We start from the raw sequence: 23,921 nt of genomic DNA on the forward strand, positions 1-23,921 counted from the left end.
CATATGTAAGCGTTTCTCCCTTTGATATAGTTATTTAACCCGGAGGTGTGACTATAGTGTTGTCTAGGCTGATTAGATTGATTCGAAAGCTGAACGTCAAGCAGCAGCTCATCCTACTATTCCTGATTATGATATCTCCTATTTTCTTTTTGAACATATTTGGGAATTTGAAGGCGGAGCAAATACTGAAGCGCCATGTTACGAATGCATATGTGGAATTGAACAAGCAGAACTTTACGATCATTAATCGGGATATCGATACAGTTAATAAAATCACTACCACCGTGATTCAAAATCCTCTGATTCAGCAAATGAATATGACTGGCTCGGATACCATACTGGAGCGGGTCAAACGATATGAGACAATAGAGAAGCTGTTGGTCAGTTACTCTCAGGGGGCTGAACGTGGTGATGGCATCTATTACTCCCTTTATATATACGATCCGAATGATTATTACTTTTTCGCTCCCAATTTTCCACAGGTTAAGAAGGCGGGAGTTTATTTCTTTTCTAAAGTCGAAGAGCCTTACTGGTTTGAGGAGGTTGTTCAGAAGAAAGGACGCGGCTCGCTGAAGTTCACAGAGAGGCTAAGCGCACAAGCGGAGAATTTAAAGACACTTACTTACATGAGAGCTGTAAACAACATTTCCAGAAAAGCGGAGACCATTGGAGTGTTGGTTATCACCAAAATGGACTCAAAAATTGGAGAATCCCTCAAATCCATCTCTTTGCCTGACGGCGAAATTTACTTAACAGATTTAAACAATCGTATTCTCGCCTCCACTACAAATAATACTGGAGAAGTGATTGAGCTGCCGGAGACGGTTGTTGCCGAGGATCTGGAAGGTACAGTGGATGTGATTACCTCCGATTTTATCTATGTGGTTAACAATAACCATGCGCTTGGACAAAAACTGGTTTACAAAGTTCCGGTGAAGGCGCTACTGCAGCAACAGAACGAAATGAAAAGTGTTATTCAATATATCACCGTGGCTTATGCAGTATTTGGACTAATTATGATTACGTACTTCTGGCGTTCATTAATGACTCCTTTGCAAAAGCTGGCTTTTTTCGTGCGAAAATACGAGCCGGGTAATCGAGTTCCAGAGACACCACGGAGGGGGAGTAACGATGAGGTCAGTGTGCTAATTGCTTCTACCTATGATATGGCCCGAAGGCTGAACGGATTAATCACATACAAATATCAGATGGAGCTTAAACAGAAGGAATCCCAGCTTCAACTTCTATATCAACAAATCAACCCTCATTTGCTTTACAACACCCTAGAGAGCATTTATTGGAAAAGCTCTTTAGAAGGAAATGTCGAATCCGCCGAGATGATCAAGGAATTGTCCAAACTAATGAAGATCAGTCTTAGTCGGGGAAGGGAGCTGATCAGCCTTGAAGAAGAGCTGGAGCATGCAACGGCCTATATCAAGCTACAGCAGCACCGTTATGATTATGTATTTCAAGTTGTGATGAATATTCACCCGGATACGAAAAGCAACCTAATTCCAAAAATCACGCTGCAGCCATTAATAGAAAATGCTATTATTCATGGGGTTAAAAATATGGGTGAGGATGGTGAGATCACCATCACAGCAATATGTGAGGATGAAACCGTTAGGATCTCTATTGAAGATAACGGCTATAAGTCTGTTGACTATGAAGCCATAGAAGCTGTATTGAATGATGAAAGCCCCAATCCCACTAGCGGTTATGGTATCCGCAATATTAACCAGCGTATTCATTTACATTTTGGCTCTGATTATGGCATCAGCTACACCCCTCGTACAGAAGGAGGAACGCTAGTAACAGTTAAGCTTCCGAAATCGGAGAATCAGGACTAAGGAAGGGGAGCATACAGATATGTTCAATATATTGGTTGTGGATGACGAACCATTGATTTGTAAAGGATTGAGCAATTTATTAGCTTCATCTGGGCTGGATATTTCTAATATCTATACAGCTAATAGCGGATTTGAAGCACTAGACTGTATACGTATGGAGGAAATTGATCTGCTCGTTACGGACATACAGATGGGTGCGATGAGTGGAATTGATCTGATGCAGCATGCGAAACTAGCCAAACCATGGGTACAGACCATCGTAATTTCTGCTCATGAGACGTTTCAATATGCTCAAATGGCTGTTAGGCTCGGGGCAAAGGACTATTTAATCAAGCCTTTGAATAGTGAGCAGTTTTTGGATTCGGTCCGAAATGTACTCCTTAAGATGGGGAAGCCTTCACCAGAACTAGATGTCTTCATGTCTGGAATTAACGAAAGTTTTCGACTGGAAGAGCCGCTGCCGGAATATAGCAAGCTCTTGAACGAATTGCTCATTGACCCTGGAGTTGTACTAGCTGATGGAGATAACCTGCTGAAGCTGGATAACCTGAAGCTACAAGGGCCGTATTTTTCCGTCTTAAAACTTAAGGTACCACTGTCTGGAGCGAACCAGGAAAAGCAGTATACTATGCGGGACAGGCGGCTTCTTTGTTATGCTGCGCTGAACATTGCCAAAGAATTAATGGATCAGGAATGGAACTCGATAGCCTTTTATGCGCCGGATGGAGAAATTACGATCATTATTCAATGGGATGAAAAAAGCTATGAGGATTCTTCTGCCGGCCAAATCAACAGGCTAGATATACTTGGTCGTAGTCTACATTTTAATATCCATAAATATTTACATCTGAACGTAGTCATCGGCATTAGCCAGATTTTAAAGGGGCTTTCGTTTATGGCCGTGTTGAACCGTCAGGCCTCTAATGCAATTCTTTGGAATAATGAGCATAGTGACCATTACGTATTTTATTATGGGGATTTCAACTGGAACAGTTACACGAGTGATCCTTCTGTAGAAGAACTTCATACGCATAGCAATCTGATCGTACAAAAAGCAAAAGAATATATTGACGAGAACTATGCTCAAAAAGGACTTACTATTCACGATGTGGCTAAAAAGAATCATGTTAGCCCCAATTATTTGAGCTACCTATTTAAGAAAAATACAGGTTATAACCTGTGGGAATATGTAATTAAGCTCCGGATGGAGGAAAGTCGGGAGATGATTTTGAATACCGATCTTCGCAGATACGAAATTGCGGAACGTGTGGGTTATGAATCGCCCGAGCATTTTAGTAAAATTTTCAAAAAATATTATGGAATTAGCCCCAGTGAATTGAAGAAGTAAAAACACTCATGACTTCGGTAGATATAGACATGTTCAGTACAACCCTCATTTCCTACAATTTAAGGTAGGAAGCATTTTGCGAAAAATGCTGATAGAACAATGGAATGAGGGAGCCTGATGAATCAAACCGCAGTAGTAACCGAAAACCCGGCGACGCTGAAGGGGACACCGTACAAGCAAAACCGCTGGAAGAAAAACTTTTGGGGATATATGTTCCTCGTACCTGCCGTAATTATTTTTATTATGTTCTTGTGGGTTCCAATTTTTAAAGGCTTACTGTACAGCTTCTACCATGTTGATTTTGTGAAAGGTAATAGCTTTGTAGGCTTTGAGAACTACAGTAGAGCACTTAGTGATCCAGATGTTTTGACCGCATTAAAGAACACTGGGTATTACATGTTTCTATGTCTTATTATCGGTTTTTGGGTTCCGATTGCTTTTGCTATCATGATCTCGGAGCTGAGAAAGTTTGGGGGCTTTGTACGTGTAGCGGCTTACCTTCCTTTCGTAATGCCTGGTGTGGTTCTCTATGGACTGTGGAGATGGCTTTATGATCCGGTGGGCCCGATTAATGCGTTACTAGGCACAATGGGTGTGGATCAGGTTGCCTTCTTAACAGATACAGGATGGTCGATGATTTCCCTTGTGTTTATGGAAACATGGCAGCAGTTCGGATCAGGGATGCTAATATACTTAGCTGCTGTACTCAGCATTCCAAGAGATTGGTATGAAGCCGCTGAGATTGATGGAGCAGGTATATGGGCACGTATAAAGTACATCACATTGCCTTCACTGCGTAATTTAATCTTTTTGATGCTGATCCTGCAAATTATTGGTACTTCACAAGGATATCAGTCACAGATGGCGCTGCTTGATGGCGGGCCAAATAATACTACGCTTACCTATGCGCTGTTGATCGTGAAATATGCATTTACAAGACTCGATTATGGAACAGCTACTGCGCTTGGCATGTTAATGTTCATTGTCCTAGGTGGTTTGGGCATTTTACAGTTCAAGCTTAACAAGGAGGACTACTAAGATGAAAAGCGCAGATAGAGGAATTCTTTCAGAACACGATTTGAAAAAAACAAGTAATAAGATTGTTTATGGGTTGATGTGCGTAGTCATTTTGGTTATGGTTTTTAGCATGCTGTACCCGATTTGTATGACGTTATTCAACGGGTTGAAGTCGAATCAAGAGGTGAATTCATTCCCGCCGCATTTTTTTCCTCAGGAATGGCACTTCAGCAACCTTAAAGACGCGATGAACTACATTGATCTACCCATGTTCCTTAGAAACACCATTTATATCTTTTTAGGGAATATGGTCGTGACGCTTGTCGTATTGGGAATGTCAGCTTTTAGTATTTCTCGTATGAATGTTCCTTACAAAAGAGCTATTTACTTCTTCTTCCTGATGACATTGTTTATTCCGGCGACCAGTTACATGATCCCGAACTTTGTCAATTTGAAGGAGCTCGGATTGCTGAATCAGTATGCGGCTTTCTGGTTGCCAGCGGGAGCGAACACGTTCTACTTTCTATTGTTAAAGAACTTTTTTGACGGGATTCATCCAGAAATCTTTGAAGCAGCACGAATTGATGGGGCCTCTGAGCCGAGAAGCTTTTTCTCCATTGCCGTGCCATTATCCATTCCGATTTTTGCTACATTAGCGATCTTTATCTTTTCTACTGCATGGAATGACTGGTTCTGGCCATCTCTGGTTATGCACAGTGAAGAGAAATATACGCTTGCGACAGCCATTTATAAATACGTTATTAATGTGAAAGCACTCAATACTAATATTAAATTTGCAATCCTGTTTATAGTATCCTTGCCTCCAATCATTGTCTTCTTGATTTTCCAGAAATTCATTATGCGCGGGGTTGCTTTGTCGGCAGTGAAAGGATAAGCAATTATCGACGAATTTATCCACGGATCGTAAACATGCACATGAAAGGAATATAAATACACCTCGTTTGTAAACGGTTTCTAATTTATGATCGATATGTAAGATAATTATGAATTGAAAAGGGGAGTTTCAATGCGTAAGTACTCTAGCGTTCTACTAAGCGTACTTGTAGCCGGATCGATGCTATCTGCTTGCAGCGGCAACAATAACGGAAACACAGCGGGGAACAAAGGCGGGGAAGCATCTGCTGCGCCAACAAATGCGGTAACGGATAACACAGCAGCCGCTATGGATGCGCCAGTGGATGACATTACTCAAAGAAAAGTGACGATCAAGATTCACTATCCAACACCTGACCTGACTGAAATAAGAGCACAGGAAGACGACAAAATCAAACGTTTCCAAGAGGTATATCCGAACGTAGAAATTGTTAAAGACGACTGGCAGTACAATGTAAGTGAAATCGGAATTAAAATGGCTGCGAATGAAGCACCAACCTTCTTTAATACTTTTGCTACAGAAGCTAAATTCCTGGTTGAAAAGGGCTGGGTTGCTGACATCACAGATTTATGGAACAAATATGAATTTAAAGATCAAATTAACACCGTGCTTCAAAATCAATTTATCATCGACGGCAAAGTTTTCGGAGTAACACAAAAAGGTTATGTAACAACCACTATGATCAACAAAAAAATGCTGGATGAAAAAGGCGTAGCCATTCCGCCTATGGATTGGACTTGGGATGATATGCTGAATACGGCTAAAGGTGTAGCTGATGCCAAAAAAGGGATTTCCGGTATTGCTCCAATGGGTAAGGGGAACGAAGCAGGTTGGAACTGGACCAATTTCCTATTTGAAGCTGGCGGAGAGATTCAAAAGATTGAAGGCGGTAAGGTTATAGCTACATTTAATTCCGATGCTGGCGTTAAAGCACTGGATTTCTACAAGAAACTTAGATGGGAAGCTAACGCGATTCCTCAGGACTGGGCACTTGGTTGGGGCGATGCTGTAGGTGCGTTCCAACAAAGTCGTACAGCAATGGTAATGGCCGGGTCTGATGGCGTTATCGAGCAAGCGTTGAACCAAGGTGGACTGAAACCTGAGGATGTGCTTACGTATCCTATGCCAGCTATGGAAAAAGGCGGAAAGCACACAGGGGTACTTGGTGGTGACTATCTAGTAATTAATCCAAATGCTACGCCAGATGAACAAGAAATGGCATTCCGCTACATTACTTTTGATTATTTCTCTGACAAAGGTTTGGAAGCACTGGATGCAATTCTTCAACAACGTACAACCGATGGCAAATACTTTATCCCGCCACTCTTAGACTACTACTCAGCTGATTCTGAGTTTGGTAAGAAGACCAAAGCGGTTTATGACAAGTACACAAATGTATACCAATATAGCCCTGACATTATGGGACTTTTGGATGGTAAACCTGAAGCTCAATACAACACACAGGACTATTACGCAACCATGTCCAATGTTATTCAAGAGCTGTTCTCCAAAAAAGGAACGGATTCCAAGAGCCAGTTAGAAGCAGCAGCTAAAACAGTGCAAGAGAAATTCTTTGATACGATTAAAGCGGAATAGTCTAATGCAAAAACCGGCCCCTTTGGGGTCGGTTTTTTGTTGTGAAGATTTATAAATTTATAAATCTTCAGAAATAGTGATAATCAATTGGAAATTATTACAGTGTAGGAAAATCGTAATTGACTGTGATGAAGAGAATATATTTTTGTGTACTGATTTTAGATATATGGAATAAAAAGGAGCTGAAATTTTGCTTATTAAAGTATAATTCTAAGATTTAAAGGGTTTTATAGCACATAAAATGGTAAAAAGACTATAATATGATCGAATGAAAGCGCTTTGAAAACAAATCAAAAAAACTTTATACTTTGTGAAAGATTTCACTATACAAGGTGGAAATCATGTGATAAGATAAATGTGTAGAGAAAAACAACTAAAAATTGACAGGAGGACGAGGGAGATGGCAGTTAAGAACGAAGTCGCCGCCCAAGTTAAACAAGTTACCGCTGAAGAGTATATTCAGAATTTAGTGGATAAAGCAAAAAAAGCGCATGAGGCGTTCATGGCGCTAGACCAAGAGCAAGTTGACACAATCGTTCATGCAATGGCGTTGGCTGGACTCGACAAACATATGTACCTCGCAAAATTGGCCGTAGAAGAAACTGGACGCGGCGTATACGAAGACAAAATTACGAAGAACATCTTCTCAACTGAATATATCTGGCACGGAATTAAATACGATAAAACAGTAGGCGTTATTGAAGACAACGCTTATGATAGCTTCCAAAAAATTGCTGAACCCGTCGGAATTGTTATGGGTATCACACCGGTAACCAACCCTACATCCACCACGATGTTTAAAGCGTTGATTTCGATTAAGACACGGAACCCTATTATATTCGGTTTCCACCCATCTGCGCAAGAGTGTAGTGCAGCTGCTGCAAAAATTCTTCATGATGCTGCCGTGAAAGCTGGCGCTCCTGAGAACTGTATCCAATGGATTGAAATGCCAACAATGGACAAGACAAACGCATTGATGAACAACCCAGACGTTGCTCTTATCTTGGCAACTGGTGGTTCTGCAATGGTAAAAGCAGCTTACAGCTGTGGTAAACCAGCACTTGGCGTAGGCCCTGGTAACGTACCTGCTTTCATTGAAAAGAGCGCGGATATTGATCAAGCCGTAACGGACATCATTCTTTCTAAAACATTTGATAATGGTATGATCTGTGCTTCCGAGCAAGCTGTTATTATCGAAGAACCAATCTTCGATCAAGTGAAGAAAAAGATGATTGCTAATGGCTGCTACTTTGTGAATAAAGAAGAAGCTGCCAAACTGACTAGTGGAGCAATGAATGTAGATAAATGTGCGGTTAACCCAGCAATCGTAGGTCAATCCGCAGTGAAGATTGCTGAAATGTGTGGCATTCAAGTCCCTGCCGGCACAAAGATTCTGGTAGCAGAACTTGAAGGTGTAGGCACTAAATATCCACTTTCCGCTGAAAAATTAAGCCCGGTTCTTGCTTGCTACAAAGTTAAGAATGCAGATCAAGGTATCGAACGCGCAGCTCAAATTGTTGAATTTGGTGGTATGGGACATAGCTCGGCTATCCACTCCAACAATGAAGAAGTAATCATGAAGTTCTCTAACCGTCTGCAAACAGGACGTATTCTCGTTAACTCGCCTTCCACACATGGTGCGATCGGCGATATCTATAACACTAATATCCCTTCGTTGACTCTGGGCTGCGGTTCTTATGGACGTAACTCCGTGTCGCAAAACGTTACAGCAATCAATTTGATCAACGTGAAAAGGGTGAATCGTCGTACCGTGAATATGCAATGGTTTAAAGTACCTGACAAGATCTATTTCGAAAAAGGCGCTACTCAGTACCTGACCAAAATGCCTGATATCACACGTGTCGCAATTATCACTGACCCAATGATGGTTAAGCTTGGATATGTTGAAAGAGTTGAACATTACCTGCGTCAACGTCAAACTCCTGTAGCTATCGAAGTGTTCTCTGAAGTTGAACCAGATCCATCGACAACTACAGTTGAAAAAGGTACTGCAATGATGAACAGATTCCAACCGGACTGCATTATCGCACTTGGCGGCGGCTCCCCAATGGATGCTGCAAAAGGAATGTGGTTATTCTATGAACATCCAGACGCAGACTTTAATGGTCTGAAACAAAAATTCATGGATATCCGTAAACGGGTATACAAATTCCCTAAACTTGGTAACAAAGCTAAGTTTGTAGCGATTCCAACTACTTCGGGTACAGGTTCGGAAGTAACATCTTTCGCAGTTATTACCGATAAAACAACTGAACAGCACACTAAATATCCTTTGGCTGACTACGAGTTAACTCCAGATGTGGCTATCATTGATCCAGAGTTCGTATACAGCTTGCCAAAAACTGCTGTTGCTGATACAGGTATGGACGTATTGACACATGCTATCGAAGCTTATGTATCAGTTATGGCGAGTGACTACACTGATGGTCTAGCTATTAAAGCGATCCAACTGGTATTCCAATACCTTGAAAAATCGGCGCTGGAAGGCGACAGAGTAGCACGTGAGAAAATGCATAACGCATCAACACTTGCTGGTATGGCCTTTGCCAATGCATTCTTGGGTATTAACCACAGTTTGGCGCATAAATGGGGCGGACAGTACCACACTGCTCACGGTCGTACTAACGCGATCCTTATGCCACACGTTATCCGTTACAATGCTAAAAAACCTACGAAGTTCGCTTCGTTCCCTAAATATTCGCACTTCGTAGCTGATGAGCGTTATGCTGAAATTGCCCGTATTCTGGGATTGCCAGCTCGCACAACTGAAGAAGGTGTAACTAGCCTGATCAATGCTATTCGCGATATGAATAAAAAATTGGGCATCGAAGAATCGTTCCAACAACTGGGCTTTGATCCTAAGGACTTCGAATCCCGTGTAGATTACTTGGCTGACCGTGCGTTTGAAGATCAATGTACAACTGCCAATCCTAAGCTGCCACTGGTATCTGAGCTTGCTGATGTATACCGTAATGCGTTCTACGGAAGATTTGATAATTAATAAGTGGTTAAATAGAGAATAGGATAGTTGTGGACTTAGATAAAGGTGACAAATATCACTCGAAAGGTGATATTTGTCACAGTGTTTTTATAGAAAATAAACTAGAATGTTTATATAAACAACGGTCCCACATATGAAATGTTGATTGTGAAATTTGGAACAACCACATCTTTTTGGGGATCACGAGACACGGGATCAACCTTCAAGCCCGCGATCTCTACAAATATAATAAATATAGATGGAGGGATTTAGCATGTCGGTGATTGAAAAAGAAGTAAATGAAGTGAAATCCGGTTGGAGAAGTTTTACAAAAGGTAAATGGTCCAAGAAAGTTGACGTTAACAACTTTATCGCTAGTAACATTAAGCCTTATGAAGGTAACGAAGAGTTCCTCGTAGGTCCTACTAGTAACACAACTGAACTATGGAAGATTATTTCCCAACTGAGCAAGGAAGAAAGAGAAAGAGGCGGCGTATGGGATGTTTCCCTAGATACTGTCTCCACAATCACTTCACATGCTCCAGGCTACATTGACAAGGACAAGGAACAAATTGTAGGCGTGCAGACTGACGCTCCTTTCAGACGTTCCATCCAGCCGTTCGGCGGGATCAAGATGATGGTTGATGCTACGAAGGCTTATGGCTTCGAGCTTCCACAAAACATCGTTGACATGTTCACGAACATTCGCAAAACGCATAACCAAGGCGTATTTGATGCATATACACCAGACATGAGAGCAGTACGTAAATCCGGCGTTATCACAGGTCTTCCTGATGCTTACGGCCGTGGACGTATTATCGGCGACTACCGCCGCATTGCTCTGTACGGTATTGATTTCTTGATTAAAGACAAAAAGCAACAACTAGCTGAGCTTGAAGTTGACTCCATGACAGAAGAAGTAATTCGTTTACGTGAAGAGCTGTCCGAGCAAATTCGTGCACTGGGCGAATTGAAAGAAATGGCAGCTGCTCACGGCATGGATATTTCCAAACCAGCGATGAACTTCAAAGAAGCTACTCAATGGGTATACTTTGGATATCTGGCAGCAGTTAAAGAACAAAATGGTGCAGCGATGTCCCTGGGACGTGTTTCTTCCTTCCTAGACATCTATGCAGAACGCGATATTGAAGAAGGCACTTTGACTGAAGAACAAGTCCAAGAAATTGTCGATCATTTCGTAATGAAACTGCGTATCGTGAAATTCTTGCGTACACCTGACTATAATGACTTGTTCTCTGGCGACCCTACGTGGGTAACTGAATCCATCGGTGGTATGGCTGAAGATGGAACCACTCGTGTTACCAAGAACAGCTTCCGTTTCCTGAACACCCTGTACAACTTGGGTCCAGCTCCGGAACCAAACTTAACTGTACTTTGGTCCGAAAGATTGCCTGAAGGCTTCAAAAAATATTGTGCTAAGGTTTCTATCGAAACTAGTGCAATTCAGTATGAAAATGACGATCTAATGCGTCCATACTGGGGTGAAGATTATGCGATTGCATGCTGCGTATCTCCAATGCGTATCGGTAAACAAATGCAGTTCTTCGGCGCTCGTGCCAACCTGGCAAAAGCTTTGCTGTATGCTATTAATGGTGGTAAAGACGAAAAATCCGGAGCACAAGTTGGACCGGAATTCCCAGCTATCACTTCTGAATATCTAGATTATGACGAAGTAATGAAACGCTTCAAACCGATGATGGAGTGGTTGGCTAAGACTTATGTTAACACTTTGAACATCATTCACTATATGCATGACAAATATTCTTACGAACGTATCGAAATGGCACTGCATGATCGCGACATTCTGCGTACAATGGCTTGCGGTATCGCTGGTCTGTCCGTTGCAGCTGACTCCCTGAGTGCTATTAAATACGCGAAAGTTAAACCAATTCGTAACGAACAAGGTATTGCTATTGACTTCGAAACCGAAGGCGAATTCCCTTGCTACGGTAACAATGACGATGCTGTAGACAGCATCGCAGTAGAATTGGTTGAAACCTTCATGACAATGATCCGTAAAAACAAAACATATCGTGATGCTGTACCGACTCAATCGGTATTGACCATTACTTCGAATGTAGTGTACGGTAAGAAGACAGGTACAACACCTGACGGACGTAAAAAAGGCGAACCATTCGCACCAGGTGCTAACCCAATGCACGGACGCGACAAGAAAGGTGCTCTGGCTTCACTGAACTCTGTAGCCAAACTGCCTTACTCCGATGCACAAGATGGTATCTCCAATACGTTCTCTATCGTACCTAAGGCACTAGGTAAAGACGATGAATCCTGTAAGTCTAACCTGGTACACATGATGGACGGATACTTCCATAATAACGCTCAGCATTTGAACGTTAACGTATTTAACCGTGAACAGCTGATGGACGCTATGGATCACCCAGAGAACTATCCACAATTGACTATCCGCGTATCCGGTTATGCAGTTAACTTCATCAAGTTGACTCGCGAACAACAAATGGACGTAATTAACCGTACTTTCCACGGTTCAATGTAATTTGTTTATATTTATAAAGATCTTTCATTGAGATATGCACTAAAATATTTGCAAGGAATTACCGCTCTTGTTTCAAGGGCGGTAATATCTTGTTCAAGAATCATTAAAATTTTAAATTTTACGGTCGCGATTAAGGAGAACACAGTCTTAAGGGCAGGGATTCTTCTTCGTGAAAGATGGACTGTTAGTCAGTCCTGGAGAAAGGATGACATCCTATGATTAAAGGTCGCATACACTCCTTGGAAACCTTTGGAACCGTTGACGGACCTGGTATTCGATTTGTCTTATTTATGCAAGGGTGCTTGCTGAAATGCCAGTATTGCCATAACCCTGATACTTGGGCTTTAGATGAAGGTAAGGAAATGACTCTAGAAGAAGTGCTTTCGGAGATCGAGCCATATTTAAACTACTATCGTTCATCCGGTGGTGGGTTAACTGTATCCGGCGGAGAACCAACTTTGCAGGCGCAATTTGTAAAACAGTTATTTACGGAAGTTAAGAAGCGTTGGAATCTGCACACCACATTAGATAGTAATGGTTATAACGAAGGTGACAAGATTAATGATTTATTGGATGTTACAGACTTGGTGATGCTCGATTTGAAGCATATTGATGAAGAAGCACACATTAAGTTAACTGGTAAATCTAATGATCGGACCTTGAAGCTTGCACGTTGGCTGTCAGATCATAACCGTAAGATGTGGATTAGACATGTATATGTTCCAGGCATTCATGACCGTGAAGAGGACCTTATCAATCTAGGTCGTTATATTGGAACCTTAAATGGCGTTGAGAAATTTGAAATCTTACCTTATCATCAAATGGGTATCTATAAATGGGAAATGCTCGGCAAGGCTTATGAATTGGATGGAGTGCCATCCCCTACGGATGAAGAAGTTCAGCGGGCGTACCGCTTAGTCGAAGAAGGTCGTAAGCAGACAGCGTTGGTATAATTTATACCTACATTAAGTGGAGCCGTTCCTTCAGTGATTTACTGCTGAAGGAACGGCTTTTTTTGTTATGAGGGACGTCTGATGTCATTTAAAGGGATAATTATGTATTTTCGCTTTAAAAAAATGATATATTTACAGCTGTTAATTAACGAGTTGGAAATACGTTATGATATATATTGTATCATTGCATTGAGTTTTTATGATTATTTTCAAAGCATATGTATGGTTAAATCACGCAATAAAGCTTTTAATCGTAATTATTACTGAAATAAAGTTATATTATATTACATATTGTGTAGTTGATTCCGCTTTCATTAGAGATTTTTATCCCTATAGTGGATGAATCTTAACCTTACGAGAATGGAATCTGTTTTCTATAATAAGAAGTGTAAAGCACAACATTATATGGGGGGTCACAAGAAATGAAAAAAGGTATGACTTTGCTATTGTCCCTGATTTTTGTATCATCAGCTTTACTGGCAGGTTGCGGAAGCAACAACAATGCATCTTCTAACAAAGGAGATGGAAACGCTACCGCGACGAATTCAGCGGATGCTACAAATGCTCCAGCAACAGAAGAACCGGTTAGTAGCGAGCCGTTCGAAATGACGATTCGTCACACTCAAATCGGTGCCGACAAACAGAAACGTTTAGCTATTCTGCAAGAAGTAGTGAAAAAGGTAGAAGGCGATGTACCGGGTCTGACCTTTAAGCTTGATGGAGTAGATTCAGATGTAAACCGTAAAGAAAAATTACGTGGTGAAATGGCTGCAGGTAATCCACCAGAGATCTTCGATCTTTTCGGAAGCCCTGACTCTAAGATCTATGCTAAAGAAGGTAAATTACTCGATCTGACTCCAATCCTAGAGGAACTTGGAATTAAGGATAAATTCTCAAATCTTGATCCTTTCACTTATGAAGGAAAAATTTACGGATTGCCTATCGGTGGATCTGGTGAAGGCTTCTTCTACAACAAAGAATACTACAATAGCAAGGGTTGGAAAGCTCCAACAACATTTGCTGAATTGGAACAACAATTGGCTGACATCAAGGCTGACGGCAAAGTACCTTTGGCTGGTGCATCTAAGGCTGGTTGGGTACCACTTATGCTAGCTAACCACTTGTGGTCACGTTATGCAGGTCCAGATGTAACTGCTAAGTTTGCAACAGGCGAAGCTAAATGGACTGATCCAAACGTTGTAAAAGGTTTTGCGAAGTACAAAGAATGGGTTGACAAAGGATACTTCAAAAAAGGCGAACTTGGTTTCGAGTATGCTGAATATACAACACAATTCACTAGTAGTGAAGCAATCCTCTTGTATGATGGTACTTGGAAATCTTCCGTATTTAAAGAAGGACAATCTGGCGAAGGTTTGATCGGTAAAGTTGGATTCTTCAATATTCCTCCAGTTGATGGTGGCGTAGGCGACCAAACTGCATTGATGCGCGATGTAAACAATGGCTACGGTTTCTCTGCTTCTGCTGAGAAAGATCCACGTCAATTGGCTGCTGTGAAATCTTTCATCAAAAACTTGTTTAACGAAGAAATGCAATTACGTGGTCTTGTTGAAGATGGCGTACTGCCAGCAATGAAAATTGATCAAAACGTGCTGAATGAAAATATTACGGATGATCTGATGAGCGAAATCGTAGGTGTACTTAATAACTCACAATCTTCGTTCCCAGCATTTGACTCACTTGTTCAAGCTGATGTAACTACAGAAATCAGTAACATTCAAATTCAAAAGCTAATTGGTGGTCAGACAACTCCAGAGAAAATGGGCGAAGCTTTACAGAAGGTACAAGAAGAAGCAAACGCAGCAGTTGAATAAGTAGCTGCAAATTGAATGTACCCTGGTGCCAGAACCAGGGTACATTTTTAAACTCAAAGAAATTATGTGTTTGCAAAGATCTAAAACATTCATTGTTCGCCAGATGTCAAAGCAACCGGAGGTAGTCATGAATAAAGCACTAAGAAATCCATTGGTATTTTTTCTTTTTATTCTTCCAGCACTGATCTTGTTCACGATGTTCTTCATCTATCCCATCTTTAGTTCAATCTATTACAGCTTTACTAGCTGGAATGGGGTATCTGACACAGTCAAGTCTGCCGGAATCAGTAATTTTGAGAAGGCATTAGGAGACGAACGATTCTGGATATCTGTCAAAAATAACGGTTTCTTTATTCTTTTCTCCTGTTTTGTACAGGTGCCGTTAATCATATTCTTCTCGTTATTGATATCGAATGTAAAGAAGCTAAAAGGCTTGTATAAGACAGCGGTCTTCATGCCTTCTATTATGTCTACAGCAGTTATCGGTATTCTATGGGGCTTCATTTATGAGCCCAACATTGGACTTTTAAATAAGGTTCTAGGCTTAGTTGGTATTGATCCACTTTACTGGCTGTCGGATGAAAGATTCGCAATGTTATCGATCCTGATCACGAATGCTTGGCAATGGACCGGATTCTACATTGTAATGGTACTTGCAGCTATTCTGTCGATACCAGGTGAATTGGATGAAGCAGCTGCCATTGATGGCGCAACTGGATTCCAACGTGCTACACGTATCACGCTTCCTTTAATTGTTCCGATCATTTCTGTTGTAATCATGTTGTCCATTGCTGGAGCAATGAAAGCGGCGGATATCGTCATTGTAATGACTAAGGGTGGACCTGCTGGTTCAACCGATGTAATGGCAACTTACATGATTAAATATGCTATCACTAACTTTAAGTACGGGTACGGTAATGCCATTGCAGTCCTGATCTTTGTATTTACATTGGTGGTTACAGCTATTTATCAGCTGCTGATAGCCCGACGCACAGAAAGGATTGAATACTGATGCCACGCGCCCTGAAAAAAAGTCTGCCACACGTCGCACTATTGTCCTATCTACTAGTTATTCTATTTCCTTTCCTGTTCGTGTTATTCTCCTCTGTGAAAAAGGATAACAATGCAATAGCACTTAACCCTTTTGGGATTCCAAAGGAGTTCGTCTTCAATAACTACGTTGAAGCTTGGGTAAATGCCAAGATCAGCACCTACTTTTTTAACAGTTTGTACATTTCCATATTGGCTTCTGTAGTATCTATCATTCTAGCGTCTATGTTTGCTTTTGCAGTTACTCGGATGCGCCAAGGCAAATGGAATACGATTTTGTTCACCTTAGTTATGGTGGGAATGCTCATTCCAAACAACGCATTGATGCTTCCTATTTATACGATTGTACGTAAGATGGGAATTCTGAATACGCACTGGGCATTGATTATCCCTTATATCGCGAATGCAATTCCGTTTACGATAATTATATTGGCTGCATTTATGCGCTCGTTGCCTAGAGAAATTGAAGAGGCAGCGGTCATGGATGGGTTGAAGGCACCAGGTATCTTTGCTAAAATTATTGTACCTCTAACCGTACCTGCCATGGTTACTGTATTCATTGTTAATTTCCTGGGCAATTGGAACGAATTCTTGCTGGCAAACTACTTCCTATCAAATGATGAACTACGTACGCTCCCAGTGGGTATGGTTCAATTCCGTGATCAATATCAGATGAACTATGCACAAATGTCAGCGGGTATCGTCTTCAGCGTTCTGCCAGTAATTGTGATTTATGCGATTTTACAGGAAAAAATTATTGAAGGCGTAACTGCGGGTGGCGTAAAAGGATAACTTTTTTTCTCAGTCAGGAGCACTAGCCGATGAATTTGCGCTATAAATTATTTACGGCATTTTTGGGCCTGATAATCATTCCCTTATTTATTCTAGGCATGCTTATGTTTTTCGTGACTTATAACTCTATTGAGAAGAAGTACAGTCAACAGTCGGAATACTCACTCAAAGCAATTAGTTACAGTATTTCAAATGTGTTAAAAGATATGGATAACGTTACAGACAACGGAATTGCTACCTCGGTTTTTCATATGGCACTTAGCGCAGAAGATCCTTCTAATCAAGATTTGACTGATGCTGAGCAACTCAATTTGAATGCAAGCCAGCGCAATTTCCGTAGTCTGTTGTTTAACCATCCATCGATTAGCTATGCTTTTTTATACAATTTTAACGGTAGAGGTAACTCTGAAATCGTGTCGCTTTTTAATAAGGAAAATTTCCGAACGCTACCCTATGATACTTTCAAGAAAAGTGATTTGTACCAGGAAGTAATGGATTTGAATGGCGTGCCAAAATGGCTGGCTCCTCATGAGTATCCCGAACTTACAGGAACTGAACCTGTGTTTACACAAATTCGACTCGTGAAGGAACTGAGCTTCTTTCAGAACATAGGTATCCTTGTTGTACAGATCAAAAATTGGGAGCTCGAATCGATATTTCGCAATTTAAAAATTGGGGATAGTAATCAGGATGTTTCGTTTATGCTAGTAAATGATGACGGAATGATTCTATTTGACCCAGATCAAAAGCTGGATGGGCAGGATATTCAGTCATTCGCGAATAAAGAGATTACCTTCAAAAAAGGGTTTCAGAGTTTTAAAACAGAGTATAACGGGGAGAAAAGTATTCTCTCCATGTATCATTTAAAAGATTATCCTTGGAGTCTAGTGTCTGTAACCTCATGGGACTCTTTATCTCGAGAAGTTACAGTATTTGCACGCTGGTTTGTTGGGGTTATCTTCCTTTGCTTTTTGGCAGCGGTGATCTTCAATCTATTCTTTATGAATCGCATTACTGGTGCAATAGCCGTAATTGTTCGTTTTATGCGACGTGTTGAGGATGGAGATCTAACTTCGCGTGTAGAAGTGAAGGGGAATGATGAGTTAACGCTTCTTGGTAAGGGCTTTAATGATCTTATGGATAAAATTAACCGATTGTTTAACAGAATCCATTTGGAACAGCGTCGCAAGAATCAAGCCGAGATGCGTGTTCTACAGGCTCAGATTAAACCGCATTTTTTATTCAATACGTTAGAGTCGATTAATGTTCTGGCTATACAGAATGAAGGTAAAAAAGTCAGTGAGATGGTCTACCGACTGGCAAGTATTTTACGTATTAGCATTCAGGATCGAGAAGAAATTACACTGGATGAAGAGATTAAACATCTGCGCAATTATTTGGATATTCAAAAATTTAGATTTGAGGATTTATTTGAATACGATATTGATATCCCACAAGAATTGATGAGTTGCGGCATTTTAAAGCTTACTTTGCAACCGCTTGTAGAGAATAGCATTCAACATGGATTTGAGGGTATTGATTACAAAGGTCAAGTTTCTGTGAAAGTTTGGGAGAAGCAAGGGGACTTAATTTTACGAATTGAAGATAACGGTATTGGAATTACACCATCTCAGTTGTCTATTTTCCAATATATTGTGAATGATCCTGTGGAGCAAGAGGTTGAAGTTGAACGGGAAAATCGGATGAATCTTGAACGTAGAGGCCTTGGCATTCGCAGTGTAGCGGATCGCATCCGCATTGAATACGGTGACAGATATGGAATATTTATTTGTTCCAGTCCAGGATATGGTACTATTATTCAATGTGTCATACCTAAATACGAGCAGGGGGAAGATCATTATGCTAAAAGTATTATTGGTAGATGACGAAGCCCCAATTCTGAATAATCTGAAGAGAGTGTTGCCATGGCAGGAGATGGGAATGGAGGTCGTCGGTATGGCGCGAAGCGGTATGGACGCCTTGCGCATTGCTGAAGAGGAGCAACCCGATCTTGTGTTGAGTGACATTCGTATGCCAGTGATGGACGGGTTAACTTTTGTAGGAAAGCTGCGGGAATTGGGATTGGATAGTGAGGTACTGCTTCTTACCGGGTATCAGGAATTTGACTATGCACGGGAAGCGATCCGGCTTGGGGTAAAAGAATACATTTGTAAGCCGATACATTATGAGGAGCTTGGCAATAAGGTACGTGAGATCGGAGCTAATATCCGTAGTAAACAGTTTAAGAATAAACTGTATAATAGCATCCCTTTGTTTCAAGAGATTCCTGAAGTTGACAATGGCAAAAAAACGCCGGATCAGCTAATGAACTTGGCTGCTCAATACATCACTGAACATCTTCATTCAGATATCGGGATTGAGGAAGTGGCGAATAAGATCGGTATCAGTGGCAGTTACTTCTGCCTCTTGTTTAAGAACCGTTTTGCAATGACTTTCGTGGAATACGTAACACAACAGCGAATTGAAGCTGCCAAGTTTATGCTTACTAACAGCGATAAGAGCATTACGGTGATTGGTTCCGGAGTCGGTTATCAGGAACGACGTTATTTCACGAAGGTATTTCAGAAGCAGACGGGGATGTCTCCTAAGGAGTATCGTGACCGGTGCCGGGCCGAAGTGTTATGAGGTCGGCGGCGTATGGTGATGTTTAGCGTCACTGCAAGGAATGTTTGGACTTCCGGTCGCTGTTATCATTGGATTTCTTGATTGGAAACCGCTGCTCGCGGTTGAAATCCAATGATAGCATATGCTTCCGAGGTAGCTTTCCAAGGAAAGCTTTTAGGCGAACGCTCCGCTCCTACAGTTCCAAACTTCCTCTCCGCTCCTTCTCCTTCACCACACTTCGTTGTGGATATGGGGTCGTCCCACTCCTGCGGTTGTGGGGACTCCTTGGGGAATGCATGGATTATCGACCAGCCTGCGACTGTGATATAAGTACATAGTAATTCAACCTACGGCTGTAATTAATTAAATGATTTTAAACAGTAGAGATGATTATCCTTAGTTATTAAGGATAATCATTCTTTTTTTATAGAAATATAATATGTTCCCTATACGCCATATCAATTACCAGAAAGGGATTCTAGGCAGTGCCTGGGTTGGGATAGCGAGCCTTAAGTATCTATTCTCAATGGAGACAGCTTGGACTATTACAAGAAACACTGCTTTCGTTCTTTGGAGTAGATCCAATTGAATGGGTATTTATAGTTGCAATATTGGCCGGGGATACTTGTGATAGTAAAGCTGTGGAATCTCATATTTTTCGGGTAGTGGCTGAAAGGTTGTTTTGCTTGTTTTAATACTGAGTTAATCTTTCTTTACTTTAAAATGAAACTTTTTGCGGCAGAATGCGTCTAATACTATGTTTTGTTATAACGAACGTGGCAAAAAGCAATTCTTCCGCTCTGATGAGGGCGGTTGCGTTTTTGCGGGGAATATAAGAGGAGTATGAAAAAGACAGAGGCCTACTTATATTTACAAATAGGAGCAGAGGAGTCATATCATGGATTTGAAGAAATTAACGTTAGTTGCTGTTTTGGCCATATCTCAGGCCGCCTCGGCAGTGCCGGCTTTTGCTGAATCTGTCAATAGTACCTCAGGTAATACCAATGCAGTAGGAGCAGCTGCCACATCTGCGACGGATGTAATGCCAGAAGCTACTGACCCATTGCCGCCAATGCCAACTGAGGTACCAGGGGGAGTCGTATCACCTACACCAACTCCAACTCCAATCCCTGGGGCAACAGCTGAACCGACGACAACAACTGAACCGACAACAACATCCGAACCTACAGCAACAACTGCACCAACTGCTACACCACTCCCAAGTGCAACACCTGAAACCACTACACAACCTACACCAACGGATGGTGTTCGTGCTGCAGCTAGTAATCAGCTTGTACTTATGATGAACAGCAACAAAATGTACCAAAACGGCGTTGAGTATTTGGCTAATCAGCCAATGGCTGTGAAGAATGGCGTCTCATACGTTTCGATCCGAGCTATGGTAGAACGCGTAGGTGTGAAATACATTTACGATTATAAAACGAAAGAGACCATTGTTACCAAAGGAAGCGACGTAATGCGCTTTAAAACGGACAGTAAGATCTATTCCGTTAATGGTAAAAATGTGACGATGAAAGGTCCAGCTTACCAAACTAATGGTACATTCATGGTTCCTTTGACGTCCATCACCGGGGCATTAGGCATACCTTATACCGTTGATAATGTGCAAAAACGAGTAATTCTTACGCTGAACACGAAGCCAAAAGCTTCTTTTACAGTGCCAACTGAAATTTATGCTGGTGATCCTGTGAATTTTGTAACTTCCAGCTCTTCACCGAATGGTACGGCCATTGTCGATGAACGCTGGGAAGGAAATAAGCAAGATATCTATGATACACCAGGATTTTATGTAGTATCCTATTCCGTTATGGATGCGAATGGACAGTGGAGTGATCCTTACTCTGTGACCATCAACGTACTAAAACCAAATACACCGCCAGTCGCTAATTTCACGACAGACAAAGATTCTTACAAGATGGGTGAAATGATCACTTATTCGGATCTAAGCAGCGACCCAGACGGTGATCCAATTGAAGTGACTTGGACGAACAAAGCAGAAGCTTTCTTTACACCAGGTCCAGCAACAGTCGCTATTCAAGTAAAAGATTCACATGGCGCAATCAGCACTTTTGAGAAGACCATTAATATTTCAGATGAAATCTTGTACAGTAAAGAAGATTTCTATAGATTATTCGGTGCTCCGGGTAGCGTATTTAACATCGACGGATCGATGGTTCCAACTTGGCAGAAGGTAGCTTATAATCTTTCTTCTGAGCCTTATACCCTTATCCGCAGTAATAGTCCAGAAACAGTGAATACGGAAGGGATCACGTATAAAGAAACATCATTCGGCGGAACTCGCTTCTTGGTCCACCACAAGAATAATATGAATATTAAAACGAAGGTGTATGTGATTGCTAAGAATAACAATCTGTACCCTACGACAATTACAACAGAGTATGTAGGCTTTGGCGGTCCAAGTTCATTTCCAGAAGGCACTGGTAAAATGTCTGTGGAACGTTACTGGAAGTCTATGATTACTAGGGAACATTATAAGACAACGGTCCTTCAACCAGGAGAAAGCGTATCGATTCTTACGGACCTAAACAAAATTGCAATGAAACCAGGCGAGATTGTATCCCTCCAAGCGGATTTATTTAGCGATTATCCTATTGAATATAATGTCATGATGATCGAAGCGAATAAAGATCCTCTAACTACACTTCCTACACTTCCAATATTGGATCGTGATGGGGTGCATAACCGAGGAACTTATGCTGATTCTACACGCATCATCACGGTTACCGACGAAGTAGGAACAACTCCTGCGAGACTTCTTCTCGGTGACAATTCGAGTGATTTGAATTTGACCGGTGTAGACCCAATGAATGGTACTGAAGCATCCAATGCAGGTAATTTTGGTGTGTTATACAAAATCAAATTCGACCGTGTTGCACCTAATTCATTGATTACGTTTAATCCACGTGGCGGTAATTACATGGGACCAGTCATGGTTAATGGTCAAATCGTACAAATGCCGAATTCAGGAAGTCTCTCTAGTGCTGACATGAACAGTGTGATTTATCGTACTGGTGATTATGGCGGCTCCGTGGAGATTTTGTTCACAGCAGCTTCTGGTAGTAACTTGCCGGTGAATTTCCTGGTTACACCGCTGCCAGCGAAGAAATAACAAAATAGGTCCATCCTTTAAGTTATTTGGGATTCACCTGAAATAAAAGTCCGGCTGAATATTCCGCAAAGGAATACTCAGCTGGACTTTTTGTATTTAAATGTATGATTTTACTCTGATGAGCGCTCGTACGCGTGGTTGTTTCATTGACGGGGCATTTATTTTGGGGCATTATTAAGAGAGTGAAATATAAATGAACTGAAATGTTATGGGAGATGAGCGTATGCTGTCGACAGAACAAATATTAGAGGTCATGTCGGGGCAAGGTCTGCGAATCACCGACCAACGCAAAACGCTTGCCAAGTTATTCGGCGAGAATAAGGGTTATTTGTCAGCGAAGGATGTCTATGAGCATATGGGCCGCAAGTATAGCGGACTTAGCTTTGATACCGTGTACCGCAATCTGCGTGTAATGGAAGAGCTTGGTGTACTTGAACAAATCGTCTTTGAAGATGGCGTGAAATTCAAGGGAAGCTGTAATCATCAGGATCACCATCATCATATGATCTGCCTTCAATGCGAGAAAACCTACCCGATTAATTTCTGCCCGATGAATTTAACGGATACACCTGATCAATTCCGGGTAGTCAAGCATAAATTTGAGGTGTTCGGTTATTGCAAGGAATGTGAAGAGAACCGGGAAGAAGAACTAGTCGCAGCAGCTAATCGCAAAAAAGGGGTCTAAGGATGGCTACCCTTCGTAGAACGATTCAGGCTCCCATTCGGGTGTACCGCAAGTACATTTCCCCGATTAAGCCTGCCACTTGTCGCTTCTATCCAACCTGCTCTGCCTATGCACTAGAAGCTATTGAAGTCCATGGTCCACTTAAAGGTTCATGGCTTGCTGCCAAGCGGATTGCTAGATGCCATCCCTTCAATCCAGGGGGACTTGATCCGGTTCCGCCTCTTGAGGAACACCCCACGAAGAAGGATTCTGCTCGTGCGACTTGACATAAGCCCTTACCATTGGGTATATTCACAGGTAATAGTATGAATTCCGAGGAACGGATAAGTAAATTGGTACGTCCATTACAGAGAGCCGGAACGAGCTGAAAGCCGGTATGGAGCGTTAGATTGAATATGGTCCGGGAGGAACTGTGTTCGAGCGGGAACTGCAATTGAGGTTCACGTAAGATAACGGCGTGTTCCAGCGTTAATGGACAGTTCCCGAGAGGGAACTGGCGAAGCCTGATCTCTGTGAAGAGACAGGAAATTTGGGTGGTATCGCGTGAGTTATACTCTCGCCCCATTATAGGGGCGGGAGTTTTTTGTCTT

General features: G+C 41.7%; 16 protein-coding genes. All 16 read left to right on the plus strand.

Going from position 1 to position 23,921, the window contains the following annotated elements; all coding sequences use genetic code 11:
• Window positions 1–56: 56 nt before the first annotated feature.
• The 16 genes from PAENI_RS22120 (at window position 57) to yidD (ending at window position 23,597) form a co-directional block, all read left to right on the plus strand.
• Window positions 57–1,850 (plus strand): cache domain-containing sensor histidine kinase, encoded by a 1,794-nt coding sequence (locus PAENI_RS22120; protein WP_410477487.1) that lies wholly within the window; start codon window positions 57–59, stop codon window positions 1,848–1,850.
• Between the two features lie 19 nt (window positions 1,851–1,869).
• Window positions 1,870–3,198: a response regulator gene (locus PAENI_RS22125; RefSeq protein ID WP_149646729.1), complete on the plus strand. Its 1,329-nt coding sequence runs from the start codon at window positions 1,870–1,872 to the stop codon at window positions 3,196–3,198.
• Window positions 3,199–3,315: 117 nt separating this feature from the next.
• Window positions 3,316–4,236 (plus strand): carbohydrate ABC transporter permease, encoded by a 921-nt coding sequence (locus PAENI_RS22130; protein ID WP_149646730.1) that lies wholly within the window; start codon window positions 3,316–3,318, stop codon window positions 4,234–4,236.
• 1 nt (window position 4,237) lies between these two features.
• Complete coding sequence (locus tag PAENI_RS22135; protein ID WP_042190530.1) at window positions 4,238–5,110, plus strand: carbohydrate ABC transporter permease; 873 nt, start codon at window positions 4,238–4,240, stop codon at window positions 5,108–5,110.
• Window positions 5,111–5,242: 132 nt separating this feature from the next.
• Window positions 5,243–6,706 (plus strand): ABC transporter substrate-binding protein, encoded by a 1,464-nt coding sequence (locus PAENI_RS22140; RefSeq protein WP_149646731.1) that lies wholly within the window; start codon window positions 5,243–5,245, stop codon window positions 6,704–6,706.
• Window positions 6,707–7,106: 400 nt separating this feature from the next.
• Window positions 7,107–9,728, plus strand: coding sequence for a bifunctional acetaldehyde-CoA/alcohol dehydrogenase (gene adhE, locus PAENI_RS22145; RefSeq protein ID WP_042129885.1), 2,622 nt, complete (start codon window positions 7,107–7,109; stop codon window positions 9,726–9,728).
• A gap of 253 nt (window positions 9,729–9,981) precedes the next feature.
• Window positions 9,982–12,243: a formate C-acetyltransferase gene (pflB, locus tag PAENI_RS22150; RefSeq protein ID WP_149646732.1), complete on the plus strand. Its 2,262-nt coding sequence runs from the start codon at window positions 9,982–9,984 to the stop codon at window positions 12,241–12,243.
• A 215-nt stretch (window positions 12,244–12,458) separates the two neighbouring features.
• Window positions 12,459–13,196: a pyruvate formate-lyase-activating protein gene (gene pflA / locus PAENI_RS22155; RefSeq protein WP_042190523.1), complete on the plus strand. Its 738-nt coding sequence runs from the start codon at window positions 12,459–12,461 to the stop codon at window positions 13,194–13,196.
• Between the two features lie 422 nt (window positions 13,197–13,618).
• A complete protein-coding gene (locus tag PAENI_RS22160) occupies window positions 13,619–15,028 on the plus strand; it encodes an extracellular solute-binding protein (protein ID WP_094873719.1) in 1,410 nt (469 codons plus the stop codon).
• A gap of 127 nt (window positions 15,029–15,155) precedes the next feature.
• Entirely contained in the window at window positions 15,156–16,040 is an 885-nt protein-coding gene (locus PAENI_RS22165) for a carbohydrate ABC transporter permease (protein ID WP_042190519.1), read from the plus strand.
• Window positions 16,040–16,870, plus strand: coding sequence for a carbohydrate ABC transporter permease (locus PAENI_RS22170; protein WP_042129876.1), 831 nt, complete (start codon window positions 16,040–16,042; stop codon window positions 16,868–16,870). Before PAENI_RS22165 ends, PAENI_RS22170 begins: the two co-directional genes overlap by 1 nt.
• A 29-nt stretch (window positions 16,871–16,899) precedes the next feature.
• Complete coding sequence (locus PAENI_RS22175; RefSeq protein ID WP_076284461.1) at window positions 16,900–18,756, plus strand: cache domain-containing sensor histidine kinase; 1,857 nt, start codon at window positions 16,900–16,902, stop codon at window positions 18,754–18,756.
• Window positions 18,731–19,516, plus strand: coding sequence for a response regulator transcription factor (locus PAENI_RS22180; protein WP_076284462.1), 786 nt, complete (start codon window positions 18,731–18,733; stop codon window positions 19,514–19,516). The genes PAENI_RS22175 and PAENI_RS22180 overlap by 26 nt, the downstream gene beginning before the upstream one ends.
• Window positions 19,517–20,393: 877 nt before the next feature.
• On the plus strand, window positions 20,394–22,646 hold the full coding sequence (locus PAENI_RS22185) for a copper amine oxidase N-terminal domain-containing protein (RefSeq protein WP_149646733.1): 2,253 nt from the start codon (window positions 20,394–20,396) through the stop codon (window positions 22,644–22,646).
• A gap of 223 nt (window positions 22,647–22,869) precedes the next feature.
• Window positions 22,870–23,331 carry a Fur family transcriptional regulator gene (locus PAENI_RS22190; RefSeq protein ID WP_042190503.1) on the plus strand — a complete coding sequence of 154 codons (462 nt, stop codon included), beginning with the start codon at window positions 22,870–22,872 and terminating at the stop codon, window positions 23,329–23,331.
• A 2-nt stretch (window positions 23,332–23,333) separates the two neighbouring features.
• Entirely contained in the window at window positions 23,334–23,597 is a 264-nt protein-coding gene (yidD, locus tag PAENI_RS22195; protein ID WP_042190501.1) for a membrane protein insertion efficiency factor YidD, read from the plus strand.
• Window positions 23,598–23,921 lie beyond the last annotated feature (324 nt).

It is taken from the genome of Paenibacillus sp. B2(2019), from assembly GCF_008370385.1.
In the GTDB taxonomy this organism is placed as follows: Bacteria; Bacillota; Bacilli; order Paenibacillales; family Paenibacillaceae; genus Paenibacillus_AQ.

Excerpts from the sequence above, each read along its gene's own strand:
- PAENI_RS22125 (WP_149646729.1), top strand. The coding sequence starts at position 1,870 with ATGTTCAATATATTGGTTGTGGATGACGAACCATTGATTTGTAAAGGA.
- PAENI_RS22130 (WP_149646730.1), top strand. The coding sequence starts at position 3,316 with ATGAATCAAACCGCAGTAGTAACCGAAAACCCGGCGACGCTGAAGGGG.
- PAENI_RS22135 (WP_042190530.1), top strand. The coding sequence starts at position 4,238 with ATGAAAAGCGCAGATAGAGGAATTCTTTCAGAACACGATTTGAAAAAA.
- PAENI_RS22140 (WP_149646731.1), top strand. The coding sequence starts at position 5,243 with ATGCGTAAGTACTCTAGCGTTCTACTAAGCGTACTTGTAGCCGGATCG.
- adhE (WP_042129885.1), top strand. The coding sequence starts at position 7,107 with ATGGCAGTTAAGAACGAAGTCGCCGCCCAAGTTAAACAAGTTACCGCT.
- pflB (WP_149646732.1), top strand. The coding sequence starts at position 9,982 with ATGTCGGTGATTGAAAAAGAAGTAAATGAAGTGAAATCCGGTTGGAGA.
- pflA (WP_042190523.1), top strand. The coding sequence starts at position 12,459 with ATGATTAAAGGTCGCATACACTCCTTGGAAACCTTTGGAACCGTTGAC.
- PAENI_RS22160 (WP_094873719.1), top strand. The coding sequence starts at position 13,619 with ATGAAAAAAGGTATGACTTTGCTATTGTCCCTGATTTTTGTATCATCA.
- PAENI_RS22165 (WP_042190519.1), top strand. The coding sequence starts at position 15,156 with ATGAATAAAGCACTAAGAAATCCATTGGTATTTTTTCTTTTTATTCTT.
- PAENI_RS22170 (WP_042129876.1), top strand. The coding sequence starts at position 16,040 with ATGCCACGCGCCCTGAAAAAAAGTCTGCCACACGTCGCACTATTGTCC.
- PAENI_RS22175 (WP_076284461.1), top strand. The coding sequence starts at position 16,900 with ATGAATTTGCGCTATAAATTATTTACGGCATTTTTGGGCCTGATAATC.
- PAENI_RS22180 (WP_076284462.1), top strand. The coding sequence starts at position 18,731 with ATGCTAAAAGTATTATTGGTAGATGACGAAGCCCCAATTCTGAATAAT.
- PAENI_RS22185 (WP_149646733.1), top strand. The coding sequence starts at position 20,394 with ATGGATTTGAAGAAATTAACGTTAGTTGCTGTTTTGGCCATATCTCAG.
- PAENI_RS22190 (WP_042190503.1), top strand. The coding sequence starts at position 22,870 with ATGCTGTCGACAGAACAAATATTAGAGGTCATGTCGGGGCAAGGTCTG.
- yidD (WP_042190501.1), top strand. The coding sequence starts at position 23,334 with ATGGCTACCCTTCGTAGAACGATTCAGGCTCCCATTCGGGTGTACCGC.